Consider the following 18,132-nt stretch of genomic DNA (forward strand, 5'->3'; position numbering starts at 1 on the left):
GCCTCCGGGCGGCTAGTGTCACTGCATGGAGCGGCGAATCTTCGGCCTCGAGACCGAGTACGGCGTCACCTGTACCTACCGCGGGCAGCGTCGGCTGTCCCCTGACGAGGTCGCCCGGTACCTCTTCCGCCGCGTCGTGTCGTGGGGCCGGTCCAGCAACGTGTTCCTGCGCAACGGTGCCCGGCTCTACCTGGACGTCGGCTCACACCCGGAGTACGCCACCCCGGAGTGCGACTCGGTGGTGGACCTGGTGGCCCACGACCGGGCCGGCGAGCGGATCCTGGAGGGGCTGCTCATCGACGCCGAGAAGCGGCTGCACGACGAGGGCATCGCCGGTGAGATCTACCTGTTCAAGAACAACACCGACTCGGCCGGCAACTCGTACGGCTGCCACGAGAACTACCTGGTCTCCCGGCACGGGGAGTTCGGCCGGCTGGCCGACGTGCTCATCCCGTTCCTGGTCACCCGCCAACTGATCTGCGGCGCCGGCAAGGTGCTGCAGACCCCGCGCGGCGCGGTGTACTGCCTGTCGCAGCGGGCGGAGCACATCTGGGAGGGCGTCTCCTCGGCGACCACCCGCAGCCGTCCGATCATCAACACCCGCGACGAGCCGCACGCGGACGCCGAGCGGTACCGCCGGCTGCACGTGATCGTCGGTGACTCGAACATGAACGAGGTCACCACGCTGCTCAAGGTGGGCAGCGCCGACATCGTGCTGCGGATGATCGAGGCCGGGGTGGTGATGCGCGACCTGACGCTGGAGAACCCCATCCGGGCGATCCGGGAGGTCTCGCACGACATCACCGGCCGGCGCAAGGTGCGGCTGGCCTCCGGCAAGGAGGTCAGCGCACTGGAGATCCAGCAGGAATACCTGGCCAAGGCGACCGAGTTCGTCGAGCGCCGGGGCGGCGACCAGACCGCCAAGCGGGTGGTGGAGCTGTGGGGCCGGGTGCTCAGCGCGGTGGAGAGCGGCGACCTGGACCCGGTGGCCCGCGAGATCGACTGGGTGACCAAGCTGCGGCTGATCGAGCGCTACCAGCGCAAGCACGACCTGCCGCTGTCGCACCCCCGGGTGGCGCAGATGGACCTGGCCTACCACGACCTGCGTCGCGGCCGGGGCCTCTACGGGCTGCTGGAGCGGCGCGGGCAGGTCGACCGGGTGGCCACCGACCCGGAGATCTTCGAGGCGAAGGAGACCCCGCCGCAGACCACCCGGGCCCGGCTGCGGGGCGAGTTCATCCGGCACGCCCAGGAGAAGCGGCGCGACTTCACCGTCGACTGGGTGCACCTGAAGCTCAACGACCAGGCCCAGCGCACCGTGCTCTGCAAGGACCCGTTCCGGGCGTACGACGAGCGGGTGGAACGCCTGATCGCCAGCATGTGAGGACGTCGGCGGCCGGTGCCGGGCACCGGCCGCCGACGCACCGGTACGCTGGCGTCGCGATGAACACTTCCTCACCCTCCGACCGCGATCGCGGCACCGAGAAGCTGAACTGGGTCGAACGGCGCCGGGAGAAGATCCGCGCCGAGATCGAGCGCAACCGCCGCGGCGAGTACACCGTGCCGACCTGGGTGCTCGCGGTCGCGCTGATCGCCATCGTCGGCGGCTGGCTGGCACTGATCTTCCTCGTCGGCTGATCCCGCCCGGCGCGCTCGGCTGATCCCGCGCGGCGCGGTTCGCGGCGAGTCGCGGTGACCGCCGTCCAGGACACCGCGACACACCGCAAACGGTGGAACGGGCCGACGGGCCGCGCCGAGCCGGGGCGGTCAGGCCGCCAGGCGGGCCGCGTGCCGGCCGGCGGCGGCCGCCGCCAGGAAGTAGGCGTGGTCGGCGTCCAGGCCCCGGCCCATCGTGGACAGCGTCACCGGCAGGGCGCGCAGCGCCGCGTCCAGGCCGTCGGTCGGCACCCGGACCAGGGTGTGCCGCCCCGCGAGGGTGGCAAGGGTGGCGTCCACCTCCGCCGCCAGCGCCGCGTCCAGGCCGTCCGGTACGACGAGGTCCGCCGGGGCCAGGGCGACCCGGCCGTACGCGGTGAGGCTGTGGTGGGAGACGCCGCGGTGCCGGGGGCGCGGGTCGGCGTCGGAGATCCGCAGCGAGCCGACCGGCCGGCCGCCGAGGGTGGCGACGGCGTTGACCGCCTCGCCGACGGCGACCCCGGAGAAGCCCCAGGTCGTCCCGGTGCCCAGGTTGCCCGGGCCCTGGGCGACGATCGCCACGTCGGCGCGGAGCACGTGCCGGGCGGCCAGCAGGCCGCTGTGCAGGGTGGTCGCCTCCAGGTCGCCGCCGAACGCCTGCCCGACGCTGACCGTGCCCACCAACTGCCCACGCAGCCCGTCCAGGGTGCGGGAGAACCAGGCCGGCAGCGCGCCGCCGTCGGTGAGCAGGTACGCCACCCGGGCGTCGGGGGACTCGGCGCGTACGCCGGCCAGGATCGCCGGCAGCGCCGAGTGCAGGTCGGCGGTGACCACCGGCAGCCCGTCCAGGCTCTCCGCCCGGGCCAGCAGCTCGTGGTGCGGGGATGCCTCCTCGTCCACCCCGAGCATGATCGCCTGCAACGGGGTGTAGCGGGCCTTGACCAGGTGGCCGGCCTCGCGGGTGTCGCCGGCCTGCGGCGGGTCCGGCGGCAGCCGGTCGGGCAGCGCCACGACCAGGGCGTAGCCGCCGGTGCCCAGGCCCATCAGCAGGGCGCCGGCGTTGAGCAGCACCCGGTCGCCGGGCGCCGGGTCACCGACCAGGGCGGGGTACGCCAGGGCGCGCAGGGCGCCGCCGTCGGCCAGGTCGACGTCGAGTTCCACCGCGCCGGCCCACCGCCGTCGTACCGCCGTCACCGTTCCGGACCGCCATCGCACCATGCCGGGCACGCTATCCGCGCCCGGCGGCGACGCCGCGCCCGGGTCAGGGCCGGCCGGGCCGCCGTTGGTCCTGCTCCTGGTCCTGGGTACGCCGGGCGCGGCGGCCGGCGGTGCCGGGCATCGACCGGGTCGGGTCGAGGAAGACGTAGCGGATCTCCCGGTAACGCCCGGTGAGCCGGCGCTCGGCCTCGTCCGCGGCGGCCTCGATGTCGGCGCCGGTGGCGTCGTCGTGGAAGTCGACCTTGGCGGCCACCAGGATCTCCTCCGGGCCCAGCAACATGGTCATCAGGGTGTCGACCCGGTCGACCGTCGGCAGGCCGGCCAGTTGCCGCTCGATCTCGTGGTGCAACCGCTCCGGCACGGACCGGCCGACCAGCAGCGAGACGTTGCTCCTGGCGAGGATGGCGGCGACCACCAGCAGCAGCAGACCGATCGCGATCGAGGCGAGTCCGTCCCACAGCTCGTCGCCGGTGAGGTGGGACAGGCCCAGCCCGACGGCGGCGAGGAACAGACCGACGAGGGCGGCGCTGTCCTCCAGGAACACCGCCTTGACGGTGGTGTCGGCGGTCAGCCGCAGGAACCGGCGCGGGCTGGTCCGCCAGCGGCGCGACTCCTTGCGCACCTGGCGCACCGCCCGGGTCAGCGAGACCGACTCGATGACGAAGGACACCCCCAGCACGACGTAGGAGACGAGGTAGTCCCCGCTGTGCCGGTGTACCACGATGGTGGTCACACCGTGGGTGACGGCGAAGCCCGCCCCGGCGACGAAGGTGAACAGCGCGGCGAGGAACGCCCAGACGTAGCTCTCCTTGCCGTACCCGAAGGGGTGCCGGGTGTCGGCGGGCCGCGCGCCCCGGCGCAGCGCCAGGTAGAGCAGCACCTCGGTGGTGGTGTCGGCGACCGAGTGGGCGGCCTCGGAGAGCATCGCCGCGGAGCCGGAGATCAGGCCGGCGACCAGCTTGGCCACCGCGATGGCGAGGTTCGCCGCGCCCGCCACCACGACGGTGCTGACGCTCTCGGCCTTGACTTCGCCCTCCGACATGCGCCTCACCCTAGGGCGGTCGGGCCGCCGCCGCGCGGTGACCGGCGGCAGCGCGTCGCGCGCCGCGCCCGCGCGGGTGCACGGCCGCGGCGCGCGGGCTGCTAGCGTTCACACGTGTCGCGGAGCCGTACCGAACGCCTGGTCAACCTGGTGATCTGTCTCCTGTCCACGCGACGGTTCCTGACCGCCGCGCAGATCGCCGCGACCGTGCCCGGTTACGAGCACGATCCGGACGACGCCAAGGAGCACGAGGCGTTCCAGCGCAAGTTCGAGCGGGACAAGGCCGAGCTGCGTGAGCTGGGCGTGCCGCTGGAGACCGGCACGGCCAGCGTCTTCGACGCCGAGCCCGGCTACCGGATCGCCCACCGGGAGTACGCGCTGCCGGAGATCCCCCTGGAACCCGACGAGGCCGCGGCGGTGGGCATCGCCGCGCGGCTCTGGCAGCACGCCGGGCTGGCCGCCGCCGCCTCCTCCGGGCTGGCGAAGCTGCGCGCGGCCGGCGTCGACGTGGACCCGCAGGCCACCCTGGGCCTGGAGCCGATGGTCACGGTCGATCCGGCGTTCGCGCCGCTGACCGCCGCCGCGCGGGACCGCCGTGAGGTCGGCTTCGACTACCGGGTGCCCGACCGGGACGCGCCGACCCGCCGCCGGTTGCAGCCGTGGGGCGTGGTCTGCTGGCGCGGCCGCTGGTACGTGGTCGGCCACGACCTGGACCGGGACGCCACCCGCTGCTTCCGGCTCTCCCGGGTGGTGGGCGCGGTCCGGGTCACCGGCGAGCCGGGCGGCTACGAGCCGCCGGCCGGGGTCGACCTGATCAGCCACGTGGCCCGCTGGTCCGGGCCGGTCGAGCGCACCGGCCGGGCCACCGTGCTGGCGGCCCCGGGTCGCGCCGCCGGCCTGCGGCGCTGGGCCGTGCAGACCCTGCCGGGTCCCGACGGCGACCGGCTGGTCCTGCCGTACGCCGACCCGGACTCCCTCGCCGGCCACCTCGTCGGGTACGGCCCGGACGTGCGGGTGCTGGAACCGCCGGAGGTGCGCGACGCGGTGATCCAACGGCTCAAGGAGATCGCCGTCCGGCAGGACGACCTGGCCGTGGCCGGAGGTCCCCGGTGACCCGGCCGGCCGCCCGGGGCGGCTCCCGCACCTCCGCCGACCGGCTGGCCCGACTGCTCAACCTGGTGCCCTACCTGCTCGCCCGCCCCGGCATCGAGATCGCCGAGGCGGCCGGCGACCTGGGCGTCACCGAGCGGCAGCTGCGCGAGGACCTGGAGCTGCTCTGGGTCTGCGGGCTGCCGGGCTACGGCCCGGGTGACCTGATCGACATGGCTTTCGACGGCGACCGGGTCACCATCACCTACGACGCCGGCATCGACCGGCCGCTGCGGTTGACCCCGGACGAGGCGCTGGCCCTGGTGGTGGCGCTGCGGATGCTCGCGGAGACGCCCGGGGTGGCCAACCGGGAGGCCGTGGAGCGCGCGCTGGCGAAGATCGAGAACGCGGCCGGCGACCTGGTCGGCGCGCCGGTGGCGGTGCGGCTGCCCGGGGACACCCGGCAGGTCGAGGCGCTGCGGTCGGCGGTCGAGGGCGGCCGGGCGCTGCGGATCACCTACTACACGGCGGCGCGGGACGAGACCAGCGAGCGCACCATCGACCCGCTGCGGATGCTGATGGTCGGCGGCCGGGCGTACGTGGAGGCGTGGTGCCGCCGGGCCGAGGCGGTCCGGCTGTTCCGGGCCGACCGGATCGACGCGGTCGCCGAGTTGGACGAGCGGGCGGTGGTGCCGCCGCAGGCGCGCCCGCACGACCTCACCGACGGGGTGTTCCGCCCCTCGCCGGACCTGCCGCTGATCACCCTGCGGATCGGTCGGGGCGAGCGGTGGATCACCGAGTACTACCCGTGCGAGCGGGTGGAGGCCGGCGACGGCGACCAGTGGCTGGTCTCGCTGCGGGTGACCGACCTGGGCTGGGCCCGCCGGTTCGTGCTCGGGCTGGGGCCGGACGTCACCGTGGTCGCCCCGGCCGAGCTGGCCGAACAGGTGCGGGCGCAGGCGCTCGCCGCGCTGGAGGCGTACGGCACGCCGGTGGGCGACGGCACGCCGTCGGCCGACCCGGCGGTGGGGGCCGTCACCCAGTAGGCTGACCGCCGTGGTGAAGTGGATCGTTCTCGCGGTGGTGCTGTTCGCCCTCGTCGTGCTGGCCCTGGCGGTCCGGCCGGTGCTGGCGCGGCTGCCCCGGCTGCGTCGGGCGGCGGTCGCGCTGCAGCGCCGCCAGGCCGACGCGGACGCGCTGCGCGAGGCCGCCGAGGCGCTCTCCGAGCGGGCCGAGACGCTCCAGCGGCAGGTCGAGACGACCCAGCAGCGGGTCGAGCTGATCAAGGCCAAGCGGGGTAAGTGATCGACCCCGGTCGGTGAATCGCGCGCCGGCTGCGCGAAGCGGGTTCCTTTCGCGCACGGATGGACGTCGTCAGGTGGTTGACGGGACACGCGAGGGTGGTCAAGACTTCACCGGCCGGACGCGTCACCAGCGGCCCGGCGGGTGGCAACGGCTCTCGACGCACGTACGATGGGCTGCGACACACCCTTCGACACAGAGCGACTGGAGCTTCCCATGGGTGCCCTCAAGCCGTGGCACATCGCCGTACTCGTGGTCGTGCTGATCCTGCTCTTCGGCGCGAAGCGGCTCCCCGACGCGGCCCGCTCGCTGGGCCGCTCGCTGCGGATCATCAAGGCGGAGACCAAGAGCCTGCAGGACGACGACCGCGACCTGGCCGAGAAGGCCGACGCGCAGGCCGGCTACCAGCCGCTGCCGCCGCACGCGGGTCAGCAGCCCTACGCGCAGCAGCAGTACGCCCCGCAGCAGGCCCCGCAGCAGCCCGTCGCCCCGCCGGTCGACCCGGTGCAGCGCGTCCGCGACAACTGACCGAAGGGCCCGAGCACCGTGGCCTTCGCGCTTCGCAAGCGCGGCCCGAGCGAGTTCGAACGGGCCGCCGACGGCTCCATGACGCTCATGGAGCACATCCGTGAGCTGCGCAACCGTCTCTTCCGCGCCTCGCTGGCGATCATGGTCGGCTTCGGCTTCGGCATCTGGCTCTCCGGTCCGGTGCTGCACCTGTTGCAGCAGCCGTACTGCGACCTGCCGAAGGCGCGCCTGGTCAATGGGTCGTGCAACTTCGTCCAGCTCGGCCCGGCCGACCTCTTCCTGCTCCAGCTGAAGGTCGGCCTCTGGGTGGGTCTGATCATCGCCGCGCCGATCTGGCTCTACCAGCTGTGGGCGTTCATCGCGCCGGGCCTGCACCGGCACGAGCGGCGGTACGCGTACTTCTTCACCGCCCTGGCGGCGCCGCTGTTCGCCGCGGGCGCGGTGCTGGCGTACTTCGTCACCGCCAAGGGGCTGGAGTTCCTGCTCAACGTCTCCGGCGGCGGCGACATCACCACCACGCTGGACATCACCCGGTACATCTCCTTCGTCACCAACCTGATCCTGCTGTTCGGGGTGGCGTTCGAGTTCCCGTTGATCGTGCTGATGCTCAACTTCGTCGGCCTGGCCAGCGCGCGGAAGCTGCTGGGCTGGTGGCGGGTGGCGGTCTTCGTGTTCTTCGCCTTCTCGGCGGTGGTCACGCCGACCCCCGACCCGTTCGGCATGACCGCGCTGGCGATCTGCCTCTGCGCGCTCTACTTCGCCGCGGTCGGGGTGGCCTTCATCAACGACAAGCGGCGGGGTCGGGGCAAGGAGATCTACTCCGACCTCAGCGACGACGAGGTGTCGCCGCTGGAGCTGGACACCGAGCCGGTCGAGGCGTCCGCGCGGGTGGACTACTCCGGGCCGGTCGGCGCTCCCGCGCCGGTCGCCGCGCCCGCCCCGATCGACCGCCGCTTCGACGACATGACCTGACGGCGTCCGCGCCCCGGGTTGCCCACGACGCCGCCCCCGCCTGCCGGGGGCGGCGTCGCCGTGTCATCCTCTCGCCGCACGACGAGAGCCGGCGGGAGGTCAGGGAGCGGCGACGGGTCGAGACAGGCATGGGCCGGGTCCCGTTCGGGACCCGGCCGGCGGGAACGTCCTGATCGGGGCTAGCTCGAGTAGCCGCGCGAGGCGATCCAGTCGGCGAGCTTGTCGTCGGTCATCCAGTAGCTCTTGGCCGGGTCGTACGGGTCGGCGACCTTCATCGTGTCACCGCCGTCGCGGTAACCGACGATGCTCAGATAGTGGCCGCCCTCGTACGAGTACCGGTGGCCCTCGGTGTCGACGGCGGTGCCCATGATGTTGGCTACCACGCCACGGTTGGCGTCGACCGCCTCCACCACATTGGTGCGCAGCTCGGCTTCCTGCTGCGGGTCGGCCTCGGCGCCCTCGATCTCGGTCGTCTCGTAGCCGCCGGCGGTCATCTCGTTGAGCACGCGGGTGGTGACGTCGACCGAGTCGGTGCCGGCCGGGGTGGTGCCCAGCTTGTCGGCGACCTCGCGTTGGCTCACGACCTTGCCCTGGGTGGACAGGGCGATCCGGGTTGCGGCGGGCGCGCAGTAGTAGGAGTTCGGCTGTCGCTGATAGTCGTAGTGGAGCACTCGCTGACCGTCCTCCGGAGGAGGCGCCGGCGGAGGCGCGGGCGGAGGCGCGGGCGGCGGCGGGGGCTGGTCGGCGGAGGCGGGCACGCTCTGCACCTGGGCTGGGTGCGACGGGGTCATCGGATCGGCGGACGCCTGGGCGGCGATCGCCGAGCCAGTGAAGGCGCCGCTGGCCAGCACGGCAACGGACAGCACGCTCTTACGGAACAGCGGATTCATCGTGATGCTCCCCTCGACTGGTCTTACCCTGCCGTCGCCCGCCGCTTACCCGGGCCGGGTCCGCGAAAACGCGCGACACTACCCGAGAAGCGGGGGTTCCGGCCGGCTTTGCGCAATCACGCGCGGAAATCCCGTAGGAGGAGTAAAAGGGGCTCGGGGCGCGCGAAGGTTGGGGCGAAAGGTGGCGGTGGGACCGGCGCGACGGGAGGGACTTCGGCGCCGGTCATCCCATGGCGGCCAGCGCCCCTGCTGATGGGGCCTGGGCGGCATCGGCCGCACGACGAGGATTGTCCTGGTCAAAGGCCGTCCGCGAAGGCCCGGTGGGCGGCATGTTTTTGGCCGGTGGAGGTGGTCATCGAGCCGGGGCGTCGTCGCACTGACGTCCGTGGCGGGGATATGGCCTCCCGGCCGCCCACCGCCTCGTGGTGGCTCCGGACGGCCTGGCGGTGCAGTCAGGTTGGGTGCGTGAGCCACGGTGCCGCAGGGCGTCTCTGGCCCCGACCGCGCCGGGGTTGAGGATCGCGGGTCTGACGGAGGGCCCAGCCCTGCCCGGGAGCAACCTCGCCGGGCCGTCAGTTCGCGTTGAGCTTCAGCGCCGGCCGGGCGGTGAGCGATTGGCCCTCCAGGAAGGCCAGGTCGACAGCCACGCCACTGAACGTGACCGGGCCCGGCGAGGCGGTGGCGATCCCCGGGGGGAGCGGCAGGTCGGGGCTCAGCGTGATCGTCACCCCGAGGATTCGTCCGACGAACCGGGTGGCGTAGACGGCGATGTCGCCGCTCAGCCTCAGTTGATCGGTGGCGACCCGCAGCGTGCGGCCGGCCCGGCCGGGCGCGCGCAGCCGGGCGTCGTCGGTCATCACCTCATCCATGCTGAACTTCAAGGCCCGCAGGGTGCCGCCGGCGGTGGGCAGCTCGACGATCCCCTCGATCCGCAGCCCCGTCATGGTCATGGTGGAGCCGGTCAGGTGGACCGGGCTCTCCGCGACCAGCGGCTGGCCGGGCTCGGCGGGGATCCGCGGCAAGGTTCTCCCGGCCCCGGGGGCGGTCGGGGTCGGCTCGGGGTGGCAGTCCAGAGCCAGGACGATCGGCCCCGAGCTGGTGGCCAGCAGGTTCGCAAGCGGTGGCGGGCCGGGTGCGGCCGCACGCTCCGGCTGCGCCCTGGCACCCTCCTCGTCGTCCTGGCCCCCGTGAAACGGGCCGAGGCCGCTGAGGGCGAGGACGTTCGCCTTGGCGTACCCGCTCGGGCTGATCGAGGACGAACCGGCCGGCCCGCCCGGCGCCGGTTCGGTCGGGCAGGTGGGTCCGTCCCGAGCCGGGGCGGGTACGCCCGACGCCCTCGCCGGGCCGGGCGCGGCGAGCGTCACGGTGGCGGAGATCCCGAGCAGCCCCAGCAGCGCCGCGAAGAACCGTAGGCCGCGCTGTGGGGGCCCCGGCTGCTCGGCCTTCGTCCGCTCGGCCGGCCAGCGCCTCGGGGCCGTGGCGGACTCCTGGTACGCGCCGGGCGACGGCCGGGTGAGGTGCAGCCCCAGGCTGTCCCGGCCGGACATCAGTTCGTCGACGAGGGCCGGCTGCCCGTGCTGGGGGCAGCGTCGGGGGCCGACAGGTCAGCTCCCGTACCGGCCGTGGGCTGGTCCCGCCCCGTCCCGTCCTCCGACGTCCCGGGCCGCGCAGTTCGGTCGCCCGCGGCCTCGTCGGGCTCGCTCGCGTCGTCGGCTGTCTCGTCCCGTACCCCTGCCTCGCCGGCCGGCTCGCTGGCCGGCGCGGCGCTCGGCGGGGTGTCCGGCGTCCAGGCGAAACCGAGGGCGCTGCCGACCAGGCCGAGCAGCAGGCCGACGAAGAAGCCGCCGAGGTTCACCCCGATCAGCGAGAAGAGCGCGGTCACGGCGGCGACCACGGCGTAGAGGACCCGGTGGGGGGGCTTGAACCACATCAGCAGCCCACAGGTCACCAGGATGGTGGGGATCAGCCAGGACAGGAAGCCGGTCGGCCCCGTCTGGAGAGTGAGGCCGGCGAGCGACATCTGGGTGGTGCCGAAGATCTGCAGACCGGCCAGTGCGGTGAACAGGCCGCCCCAGAACGGTCGGGTCCGTCGCCAGCGGCGGAAGCCGCGCCGGTCGCGGAGCCGCTCCGGCCGGGCGTTCCGCGGTTCGCCGTTGTCCACCCATGCCTCCTGCCGAATGAGGGGTCGAGCGCAGCCCCCCGCCACACGGAGAGCGGGGCGGTGGTCAGCTCAGAAGCACTCCTTGGCGGCCGCGCCCGTTTTGACCTTCAGCTTCAATCCGGTGAGGTTGAAGGTCCCGGCCTGGGTGGAGCGGGCCACCTGGCGGAGGTTCGTGATCGTGACGGTGTCGGCCTGCTGGCCGAACGTCCCCCGGGGGCCCTTCGCGTTCTCGGGACCGCCCTCGAGGGTCGACGCGTCCCGGTTGATCTGGATGTTCGTGAACCGGGCCTCACCCTCGAGCTCTTCGGCGTCGATCAGCAGATCCGTGGCGGTGGCCGGCCTGCCGCCGCCGCCGGCGGTGAGGGTGATCACGGCGGGCGCGCCGGGCACCCTCACCGACTGGCAGAGGTCGAAGAGCTGCGCCCTGCGGATACCGGTGGTCGCCACGACGTGCCTCGTCCCGTCGACCTCCTGGGCGACGCCGCCGTACTGGACGAAGCCCTCACCGCGCAGCTCCGAGGCGGAGACCTTGAACGTCTGCCCGGAGACGGCGAACGAGGCGGCCATGGCGCCGTTGGCCATGCCGAGCACGATCGCGCCGGCGACCGCGGTCGCCGGGATCGCCAGGGCGGCGAAGCGCCGCCAGCGGGTACGTCCCGGGATGTCGGACCTCTCCTGCACGGTTCCTCCTCAGGGTGGATGTCGTGCCGGTGGTCGGACGAGCGCCAACGAGGGCTCGTGGCCAGCTGGGCGATGACGGCGGCCAAGATGGGCCATCCCCTGCGCGTACGCCAGCAGGCACCGCCGCCCCGACGCTAACACGCTGTAGACAGCCAGGTGCGGATTCGTCACCTAGCGTCAGGCGCCGTGGGTGGCTCGGCGTCGCCGCGTTCGTTCGCCGCACTGCCCGTTGCCACCTTCGACACCCTCGTCCCAGCGGCCACGACTTCTCGCGATGCCCTGCGGGGTCACCCGAACGAGAACCATGATGCCGGTGTCGGCTGCCATCCCACGTCGGTGCGTCGACGACTGTGCCCACGTGCAACCGAATGTGCCAGCCCAACGGCGGGAGCCGTCCCTTCGGAACGGACAGCAGGGCGAAGGCCTCACGTGATCCGAGCAGATACGCGGTCCGAGGCCGCGGCATCAATCCCGGGAGGTTGTGGAATGTACGCACGGAAGCGGCGCTTCTACCTGTCCGCGCTGGTGCTGACGCTCGTCTTTCCGGCCCTGTCGTCAGCGGTCACCGGAGCGAACTCGGCTGCGGCGCGTGCCGACTCGTGCGCGAACCCCACCACCGGCCGGGAAGCCGACGCCGTGGGTCGGAAGTTCATGGTGGCGGCGGCCAATCCCTTCGCCGTCCAGGCCGGCTGCAAAATCATCGCCAAGGGCGGCACGGCCGCGGATGCCGCGGTGGCCGTGCAGGCGGTTCTGGCCGTCGTGGAGCCACACGCCTCCGGACTGACCGGTGGCACGCTCATCAACTACTGGGATCCCGACAAACACACGGTGCGGTACTTCGACGGCATGTCCCGAGCGCCGAAGAACGTGCCGCAGAACCTGATGACTCCCACCGACCAGGAGCGCAAGGCGCTCGGCGTCGACCGGTTCCCGTACGCGGCGTCGTCGACAGCCCGGGCGTTCGCCGTACCGGGCACGCTGCGGGTGCTCTCGGACGTCCATGAGGTGTACGGGGACCTCCCCTGGGACGAGCTCTTCGACGACGCCATCAACCTGGCCGCGAACGGCTTCCCCATGCCGGAGGCCCTGAGCAGTGGACTCGACGAGCGCAACAACGGGCGCAAGCGCTGCAACTACCCCGATCTGCGCCCCCGTTACTGCAACGGCGACAAGGCCAAGAAGCCGGGTACGACGATTCGCAACCCGGAGATCGCGCAGGTGTTGCGGGAGGTTCGGGACGGCGGGGCGGACGCCTTCTACGACCCGAAGGGCAAGATCGCCCCGGCGATCGTGCAGCAGGCGGCGAAGGGGCCGTTCAAGTTGAAGGGAAACACCGCCGGACCGGTCGTGATCCCCAGTCTCATGACCGTCGGGGACTTCGCCGAGTACGCCCCCATCGAACGCAAGCCGCTGTGCCGGAAGGTGTTGGGCGTGCTGGTGTGCACGTCGGCGCCGCCCGCGTTCGGGGGAGTGTCCGTACTGGAGATGCTGGGCCTGCTCGACCGCGGTCAGGTGGGCAGGAGCGAGCCGGACTCGGCCGATCGGATGCACCTCTTCGTCGAGGCCAGCCGCCTGGCGAACTTCGATCGCCGGGGGTACATCGGGGACCCGGCGTACCACAAGGTGCCGGCGGCCGGCCTGCTGGACAGCAAGTATCTCGACCAGCGCTTCTCCCTCTATTCTGCGGACCGCGCGATCGACCCGATCACACCGGGAGAGCCGCCGGAGCGGATCCCTCCGGGGCCCACCGGGGACGTCCCGAGCACCATCGACGTCGGCGACCCGACCAGCAACGTGAGCATCGTGGACAGCGACGGCGACGCCGTCTCCATGACGACCACCATCAACACGCACTTCGGGGCGCACATCGAGGCGCGGGGGATGATCCTCAACAACGCGATGAACAACTTCACCGACACGTCGTCGGTGTCACCCGGCAAGCCGGTGAACGTCATGCAGTCGAAGAAGCGCCCCACCGCGTCGATGGCGCCGACCATCGTCCTCGATGAGCAGGGACGAAAGCTGAGGCTGGTGGTGGGCGCGGCCGGCGGCTCGCACATTCCGGACTACGTGACCCAGGCACTGGTGGGTGTGATCGTCGACGGCATGGGGCCGGCCGAGGCCATCGACCAGGGGCATTTCAGCGGGCAGGACATCACGCGCAAGTGCGGGGGGTCGGTCGGGGCGCCTTCCGAGCTCGAAGCGGGCCGGAAGATCAGCGCGATCATGGCCGAACTCGTGGTCCGGGAGCACCCGTGTCCCCGGCTCATCGCACTGGACAGCGGTCTCACCGCGATCGAGATACGCGGCGACGAGCTGCTCGGCGCGGCGGACAAGCGCCGGGACGGCAGCGCGATCGGGCGCTGACGGACCGGTTCACCTCCGTGGTGTGAGGCGGCCTCACCCCGCCGGCCGCCACGCTGGTGCCACCGCTCGACGCGGCCGCGACGCGGATTCGACGCCCGCCGAGTTCATCCCGGTCGGGTGAAGTCTCCTCACCCTGCCGAGTTCGATGATCGACATGACGCGCAAGTTCCGATGTCGCCGAGAGCGAAGGGTTGCCATGAAGAGCACGAACGGAGGCGAACAGCCCGCCCCCGACCGGGGTCGCGATCAGCAGCCCTTCCGCGGCCGCGCGTCCGTGCCGTCAGTGCCCTCCGACCCACCGCAGGAGCAGGCGGTCCCGTGGCGGCGGCGGGCGCTGGACCAGCAGCTCCCGACAGCCGGCTTTCCCGCCGGCTCCGGTAAGCCGTCACTGCTGTATTTCTGGGCGATCATGTGTCTGGCGGCCGCCATCGTGCTCGGGTTCGCCATCAACAACCAACGGGGCGTCCCCCCGGCCGTCGTCGACTCGCAGCGGGACAACGTGTCGAAGGTCGCCTCCAGCATGCGGCTGACCATCAACCACTACGTGGAGGACCTCGACCAGCGCATCGCGGCTCGGCCGCCGACGACGCCCGACCCCGAGTTCGTCAAGCAGGTGGTGGGCAACGGTACGGAGTGGACCGGGGCCGCGATCGTGGAGACCGCCTCGCGGCGCCCGCTGGCCACCGCCGGCAGCGGCGTACCGATGGAGCTGCTGCCACCGGCGCTTCCCGCCAAGGACACGTTTCCGATCACCACTCCGGACGGGCCGGCGCTGGTCCGCAGCGTCGCGCTGGACGGGTCGCGGACCCTGCTGGCGACCCAACCGCTCGACGTGGACGAACTGCGCCTCAACCCCAACGCCCGACAGGGCATCTTCGTCATCACACCGGACGGCAAGAGCACCCTGATGCAGGGGGTCAGTGCCGTACCCGATGTCCACCTGCCGGTGGTCTTCCAGGGGCTGGCGCAGTCCCAATCCACCGAGGGCCACCCGATCCGGGTGACGGAGTGGCTGAACAAGCAACTGGTCGTCTCCTCCGCTCCGGTGGGGGAGACCGGGGCGACGGTGGCGACCCTCGTCGTCGCCGAGGAAACGGGCGGCACCTCCACCCTCCATGGCTTCCTGCTCGGCCTGACCCTGCTGGCGATGGCGGTGCCCAGCTTCCTGCTGATGCGGCTGGCAATGGTCAGGCCCGTGCGGTCGCTGCTGGAGCGGGCCAAGGCGGACGCCTGTGGCGAAGTCCTCAGCAAGCGGCACCCGTTGCGCAACGCGGAGGCCCACCGCATCGCCCGGGCGCTGTCGCTGACGTCCGACGATCCATCGTCCGGCACCGGCGGCCGGAAGCGGTGGCGGTGGCGGTGGCGTCCGACCGTGAACCAGGGCCTGGCCCTGGCCACCGTCGTGGCGCTGCTCTGGCCGGCGGCGGCGGTGGCCTACACGCTGAGGTCACCTGAGCCGCCGATCCCCAACCAACTCGTCCGGGACGAGGAGAGCAGGGCCGAGGCGGCGAGCAACGTCATGGGCAAGGCGCTGAACAACGGCCTGCAGACGGTGACCCGGATCTCCCAGGCGTCGGAGGCGACGCCCGACCCGGCTCAACTGGCCCCGCAGCTCAAGCAGGAGCTGGCCGACAAACACCGCTTCCGGAGCCTCTACCTGATGGACCCGAGCGGATCGGTCGTCAGCGCCGCGGGACGGGAGCCGCTTCGCAAGGAGCCGCTGCACGGTGAGACCGGCATCGACCTGGACGGCGAAACGGCGCGCGTGCCGCTGGTGTACGCCTTCCGGGTCGCTCCCAACGGCGTCGCGACCGTCGGCGAGTTCGACATCGACTACCTGCTGGAGATGATCCGGGCGGTGGACGGGCAGGTACGGGTCGTCGACGAGGATCTGCGCACCGTCTTCGACTCCAACGGCTTCCGCGCCTTCCAGCAGTTGGAGGGCACCGCCCGGGTTGCCGCCTCCGAGGCGCTGAAGGGCGGCACCGTGGGTATGGCGAAGACGCCGGACGGCAGGCCGGCGCTGATCGCCGCCGCCGGCCTGAACAAGCCGAACACCGTCGCTCCGCTGAAGTGGTCGCTGGTGGTGGAGCAGGACCTGGCCGGGCTGCGGCTGCCGCAGAGCGACGGCCGGCGGTGGACGCTACTCGTCGCCGGTGCCACGACGGGCGTGGTGCTGCTGACCCAGACGTGGCAGTACTTCGTCTTCGCGCGGCCACTGCGCCGCCTCGCCGTGCAGGCCGACCGGATCAGCGACGGGGACGTGGAGGAGCCGATCTCGCCGCAACGCCACGACGACATCGGGGCGCTGGCGATGTGCCTGGAGGTCTGCCGCCAGGTCCGGCACACCGGCTCCAGCCGGCTGGGCGGTGCGAGCCGGCTGCGCGGCACGGAGGAGGACCGCACCGTCGTGCTGCCCGAGGTCCCGCCGCAACCCGAAGCCGGTCGGGCCACTCTCTGGCTGAGCGAGAGTTCCGACACCCGCGCCGACGACCGAGACGAAAGGAGTTGACGTGGTATACCTCTACGTCGTTTTCGTCCTCTGCTGTGTGGCGCTGTTCGGCGCGGGGATGGTCGAGCAGCGTAACCACTATCGGAACCTGACCATGATTCCGGACCGGGTGCTGGTCAACGGCATCCGGGGCAAGAGCTCGATCACCCGGCTCTGTGCCGGCGCGTTGCGCGGCGGTGGGCGGGTGGTGGTGGCCAAGACCACCGGCACGGCGGCCCGGTTCATCTTCCCGGACGCCAGCGAGGAGCCGGTGCACCGCAAGTTCGGCATCGCCAACGTGGTCGAGCAGATCGGCATCGTGCGGCGGGCCGCCGTCTACCACCCGGACGCTCTGGTCATGGAGTGCATGGCGGTGATGCCGGCGCTCCAGGAGGTCAACCAGAGCAAGCTGATCCGGTCGAACATCGGGGTGCTGTGCAACGTCCGCGAGGACCATCTCGCCGAGATGGGGCCCACCCTGGACGATGTCGCCCGGTCGCTGAGCCGGTCCATGCCGGTGGGCGGCACCTGCATCACCGCCGAGCGGGAACGGCTCGCGATCCTGCAGGAGGAGGCCGATCGGCGGGACTGCCGCCTGATCGCGGTCGACCCGGAGTCGGTCAGCGACCACGAGATGAACGGCTTCGGCTGGATCACCTTCAAGGAGAACGTCGCGATCGCGCTGGCCGTCGCCGGGGAACTGGGCGTCGACCGGCAGAGCGCGCTGCGGGGCATGTGGGAGGCGCCGCCCGACCCGGGCGTGCTCTCCGTGGCCCGGGTGATGCACGGCGACAAGCGGTTCCGGTTCGCGAACATCTTCGCCGCCAACGATCCCGAGTCGACCTTCATGAACATCCAGCAACTGGAGGACCAGCAGCTCATCACCCGCCCGCTGACGATGGTGATCAATTGCCGGCCGGACCGGATCGAGCGCAACGGGCAGATGGGCGAGCTGAGCGGCCGGGTCAGACCGGAGACCATCGTCCTGATCGGAGAGGTCACCAAGAGCGCCCGGACGACCGTGCCCGCCGACCTTCAGGACCGGGTGATCGACCTCGGCGGCAAACCGGACCCGGACAGCCTGCTGCAGGGCGTGAGCGCGGCGACCCCGGACGACTCCTCGATCGTCGCCGTCGGGAACATCCACGGGCAGGGTGAGGTGCTGGTCCACCAGCTGGCGACACTGCCGGGCTGGACCTGCGAGGACGGCTCTCCCTCCGCCTCCACCCTTCGTACGTCGACCGGAGAAGGGAGCCAGTGATGACCTTCGGCGGAGAACTCAGCGCCCAGATGGCCACGGCGAGCCTCGGCATCGGGCTGGTGTTCGCCCTGCTGTGTTACCTGACCACCAACCTCTCGCCCGGCGGCATGATCACCCCGGGCTGGATCGCGTTGACCCTCATCGAGGACCAGCTCCAGGCGGTGATCGTGGTCGCGGTCACCATCGTCACGTACCTCATCGCCCGGCTGATGCATCGGGTGATCATCCTTTACGGGAAGCGGCTGTTCGCCGCGATCGTGCTGGTCAGCGTCCTGTTGCAGCTGACCATGTTCCTGCTCGTCCAGCGCGACCTGCCACTGCTGTTCGCCCACCAGACGCTGGGCTTCGTGATTCCCGGGCTCATCGCCTACCAGCTCGTACGCCAGCCGCCCAGGGCGACCATCCTGGCGACCGTCATCGTCACGGCGATCACCTTCGGCATCACGTACAGCGGCGTGGTCGCGGGTTTCGTGCCGGTGACCTGATCGTTCCGTC

Annotated in this window: 17 protein-coding genes; 11 read left to right on the top strand and 6 right to left on the bottom strand. The window is 72.0% G+C overall.

The annotated features are described in order from the left end of the window. Positions 1-25: 25 nt before the first annotated feature. Together pafA and ACTWM8_RS14270 are read left to right on the top strand one after the other, a co-directional pair. Complete coding sequence (pafA, locus tag ACTWM8_RS14265) at positions 26-1,384, top strand: Pup--protein ligase (RefSeq protein WP_358004855.1); 1,359 nt, start codon at positions 26-28, stop codon at positions 1,382-1,384. 59 nt (positions 1,385-1,443) lie between these two features. Beyond that, positions 1,444-1,638 carry a hypothetical protein gene (locus tag ACTWM8_RS14270; RefSeq protein WP_154937302.1) on the top strand — a complete coding sequence of 65 codons (195 nt, stop codon included), beginning with the start codon at positions 1,444-1,446 and terminating at the stop codon, positions 1,636-1,638. A gap of 129 nt (positions 1,639-1,767) precedes the next feature. Here ACTWM8_RS14270 and ACTWM8_RS14275 read toward each other — a convergent pair whose 3' ends face one another. Together ACTWM8_RS14275 and ACTWM8_RS14280 are read right to left on the bottom strand one after the other, a co-directional pair. After that, entirely contained in the window at positions 1,768-2,853 is a 1,086-nt protein-coding gene (locus tag ACTWM8_RS14275; RefSeq protein WP_446214254.1) for a DUF3866 family protein, read from the bottom strand. A 43-nt stretch (positions 2,854-2,896) separates the two neighbouring features. After that, the gene (locus ACTWM8_RS14280; RefSeq protein WP_446214255.1) at positions 2,897-3,895 is read right to left on the bottom strand and encodes a cation diffusion facilitator family transporter; all 999 of its coding nucleotides are present in this window, start codon (positions 3,893-3,895) and stop codon (positions 2,897-2,899) included. Between the two features lie 114 nt (positions 3,896-4,009). Here ACTWM8_RS14280 and ACTWM8_RS14285 point away from each other — a divergent pair, with 114 nt between their 5' ends. The 5 genes from ACTWM8_RS14285 to tatC all read left to right on the top strand — a co-directional run bounded on the left by ACTWM8_RS14285 (position 4,010) and on the right by tatC (position 7,786). Then, entirely contained in the window at positions 4,010-5,008 is a 999-nt protein-coding gene (locus ACTWM8_RS14285) for a helix-turn-helix transcriptional regulator (protein WP_357616283.1), read from the top strand. Continuing rightward, positions 5,005-6,030 (top strand): helix-turn-helix transcriptional regulator, encoded by a 1,026-nt coding sequence (locus tag ACTWM8_RS14290; protein ID WP_446214256.1) that lies wholly within the window; start codon positions 5,005-5,007, stop codon positions 6,028-6,030. Before ACTWM8_RS14285 ends, ACTWM8_RS14290 begins: the two co-directional genes overlap by 4 nt. Positions 6,031-6,040: 10 nt before the next feature. Next, on the top strand, positions 6,041-6,289 hold the full coding sequence (locus ACTWM8_RS14295; RefSeq protein ID WP_280841467.1) for a hypothetical protein: 249 nt from the start codon (positions 6,041-6,043) through the stop codon (positions 6,287-6,289). A 213-nt stretch (positions 6,290-6,502) separates the two neighbouring features. Next, on the top strand, positions 6,503-6,814 hold the full coding sequence (gene tatA, locus ACTWM8_RS14300; RefSeq protein WP_088962283.1) for a Sec-independent protein translocase subunit TatA: 312 nt from the start codon (positions 6,503-6,505) through the stop codon (positions 6,812-6,814). Positions 6,815-6,832: 18 nt separating this feature from the next. Continuing rightward, entirely contained in the window at positions 6,833-7,786 is a 954-nt protein-coding gene (gene tatC, locus ACTWM8_RS14305) for a twin-arginine translocase subunit TatC (RefSeq protein WP_446214257.1), read from the top strand. 179 nt (positions 7,787-7,965) lie between these two features. On the opposite strand, the gene ACTWM8_RS14310 is transcribed toward tatC, so the two are convergent. The 4 genes from ACTWM8_RS14310 to ACTWM8_RS14325 form a co-directional block, all read right to left on the bottom strand. Further along, positions 7,966-8,676 carry a C39 family peptidase gene (locus ACTWM8_RS14310; RefSeq protein WP_446214258.1) on the bottom strand — a complete coding sequence of 237 codons (711 nt, stop codon included), beginning with the start codon at positions 8,674-8,676 and terminating at the stop codon, positions 7,966-7,968. Between the two features lie 572 nt (positions 8,677-9,248). Beyond that, positions 9,249-10,223 carry a hypothetical protein gene (locus tag ACTWM8_RS14315; protein WP_446214259.1) on the bottom strand — a complete coding sequence of 325 codons (975 nt, stop codon included), beginning with the start codon at positions 10,221-10,223 and terminating at the stop codon, positions 9,249-9,251. Then, on the bottom strand, positions 10,223-10,837 hold the full coding sequence (locus tag ACTWM8_RS14320) for a DUF6114 domain-containing protein (protein WP_446214260.1): 615 nt from the start codon (positions 10,835-10,837) through the stop codon (positions 10,223-10,225). Before ACTWM8_RS14320 ends, ACTWM8_RS14315 begins: the two co-directional genes overlap by 1 nt. Before the next feature lie 69 nt (positions 10,838-10,906). After that, entirely contained in the window at positions 10,907-11,518 is a 612-nt protein-coding gene (locus tag ACTWM8_RS14325) for a DUF6230 family protein (protein ID WP_446214261.1), read from the bottom strand. A 186-nt stretch (positions 11,519-11,704) separates the two neighbouring features. Between ACTWM8_RS14325 and ACTWM8_RS14330 the strand changes: the two genes are divergently transcribed. The 4 genes from ACTWM8_RS14330 (at position 11,705) to ACTWM8_RS14345 (ending at position 18,122) form a co-directional block, all read left to right on the top strand. Then, positions 11,705-13,885, top strand: coding sequence for a gamma-glutamyltransferase family protein (locus ACTWM8_RS14330; RefSeq protein WP_446214262.1), 2,181 nt, complete (start codon positions 11,705-11,707; stop codon positions 13,883-13,885). A gap of 283 nt (positions 13,886-14,168) precedes the next feature. Then, positions 14,169-16,397, top strand: coding sequence for a HAMP domain-containing protein (locus ACTWM8_RS14335; RefSeq protein ID WP_446214263.1), 2,229 nt, complete (start codon positions 14,169-14,171; stop codon positions 16,395-16,397). A gap of 1 nt (position 16,398) precedes the next feature. Further along, on the top strand, positions 16,399-17,637 hold the full coding sequence (gene pgsB, locus ACTWM8_RS14340) for a poly-gamma-glutamate synthase PgsB (protein WP_446214264.1): 1,239 nt from the start codon (positions 16,399-16,401) through the stop codon (positions 17,635-17,637). Continuing rightward, complete coding sequence (locus ACTWM8_RS14345) at positions 17,637-18,122, top strand: poly-gamma-glutamate biosynthesis protein PgsC/CapC (RefSeq protein ID WP_446214265.1); 486 nt, start codon at positions 17,637-17,639, stop codon at positions 18,120-18,122. Before pgsB ends, ACTWM8_RS14345 begins: the two co-directional genes overlap by 1 nt. Positions 18,123-18,132 lie beyond the last annotated feature (10 nt).

The organism is Micromonospora sp. IBSANI012 (assembly GCF_052814045.1).

Excerpts from the sequence above, each read along its gene's own strand:
- ACTWM8_RS14275 (WP_446214254.1), bottom strand. The coding sequence starts at position 2,853 with ATGGTGCGATGGCGGTCCGGAACGGTGACGGCGGTACGACGGCGGTGG.
- ACTWM8_RS14270 (WP_154937302.1), top strand. The coding sequence starts at position 1,444 with ATGAACACTTCCTCACCCTCCGACCGCGATCGCGGCACCGAGAAGCTG.
- ACTWM8_RS14280 (WP_446214255.1), bottom strand. The coding sequence starts at position 3,895 with ATGTCGGAGGGCGAAGTCAAGGCCGAGAGCGTCAGCACCGTCGTGGTG.
- ACTWM8_RS14315 (WP_446214259.1), bottom strand. The coding sequence starts at position 10,223 with ATGTCCGGCCGGGACAGCCTGGGGCTGCACCTCACCCGGCCGTCGCCC.
- ACTWM8_RS14310 (WP_446214258.1), bottom strand. The coding sequence starts at position 8,676 with ATGAATCCGCTGTTCCGTAAGAGCGTGCTGTCCGTTGCCGTGCTGGCC.
- pafA (WP_358004855.1), top strand. The coding sequence starts at position 26 with ATGGAGCGGCGAATCTTCGGCCTCGAGACCGAGTACGGCGTCACCTGT.
- ACTWM8_RS14345 (WP_446214265.1), top strand. The coding sequence starts at position 17,637 with ATGACCTTCGGCGGAGAACTCAGCGCCCAGATGGCCACGGCGAGCCTC.
- tatA (WP_088962283.1), top strand. The coding sequence starts at position 6,503 with ATGGGTGCCCTCAAGCCGTGGCACATCGCCGTACTCGTGGTCGTGCTG.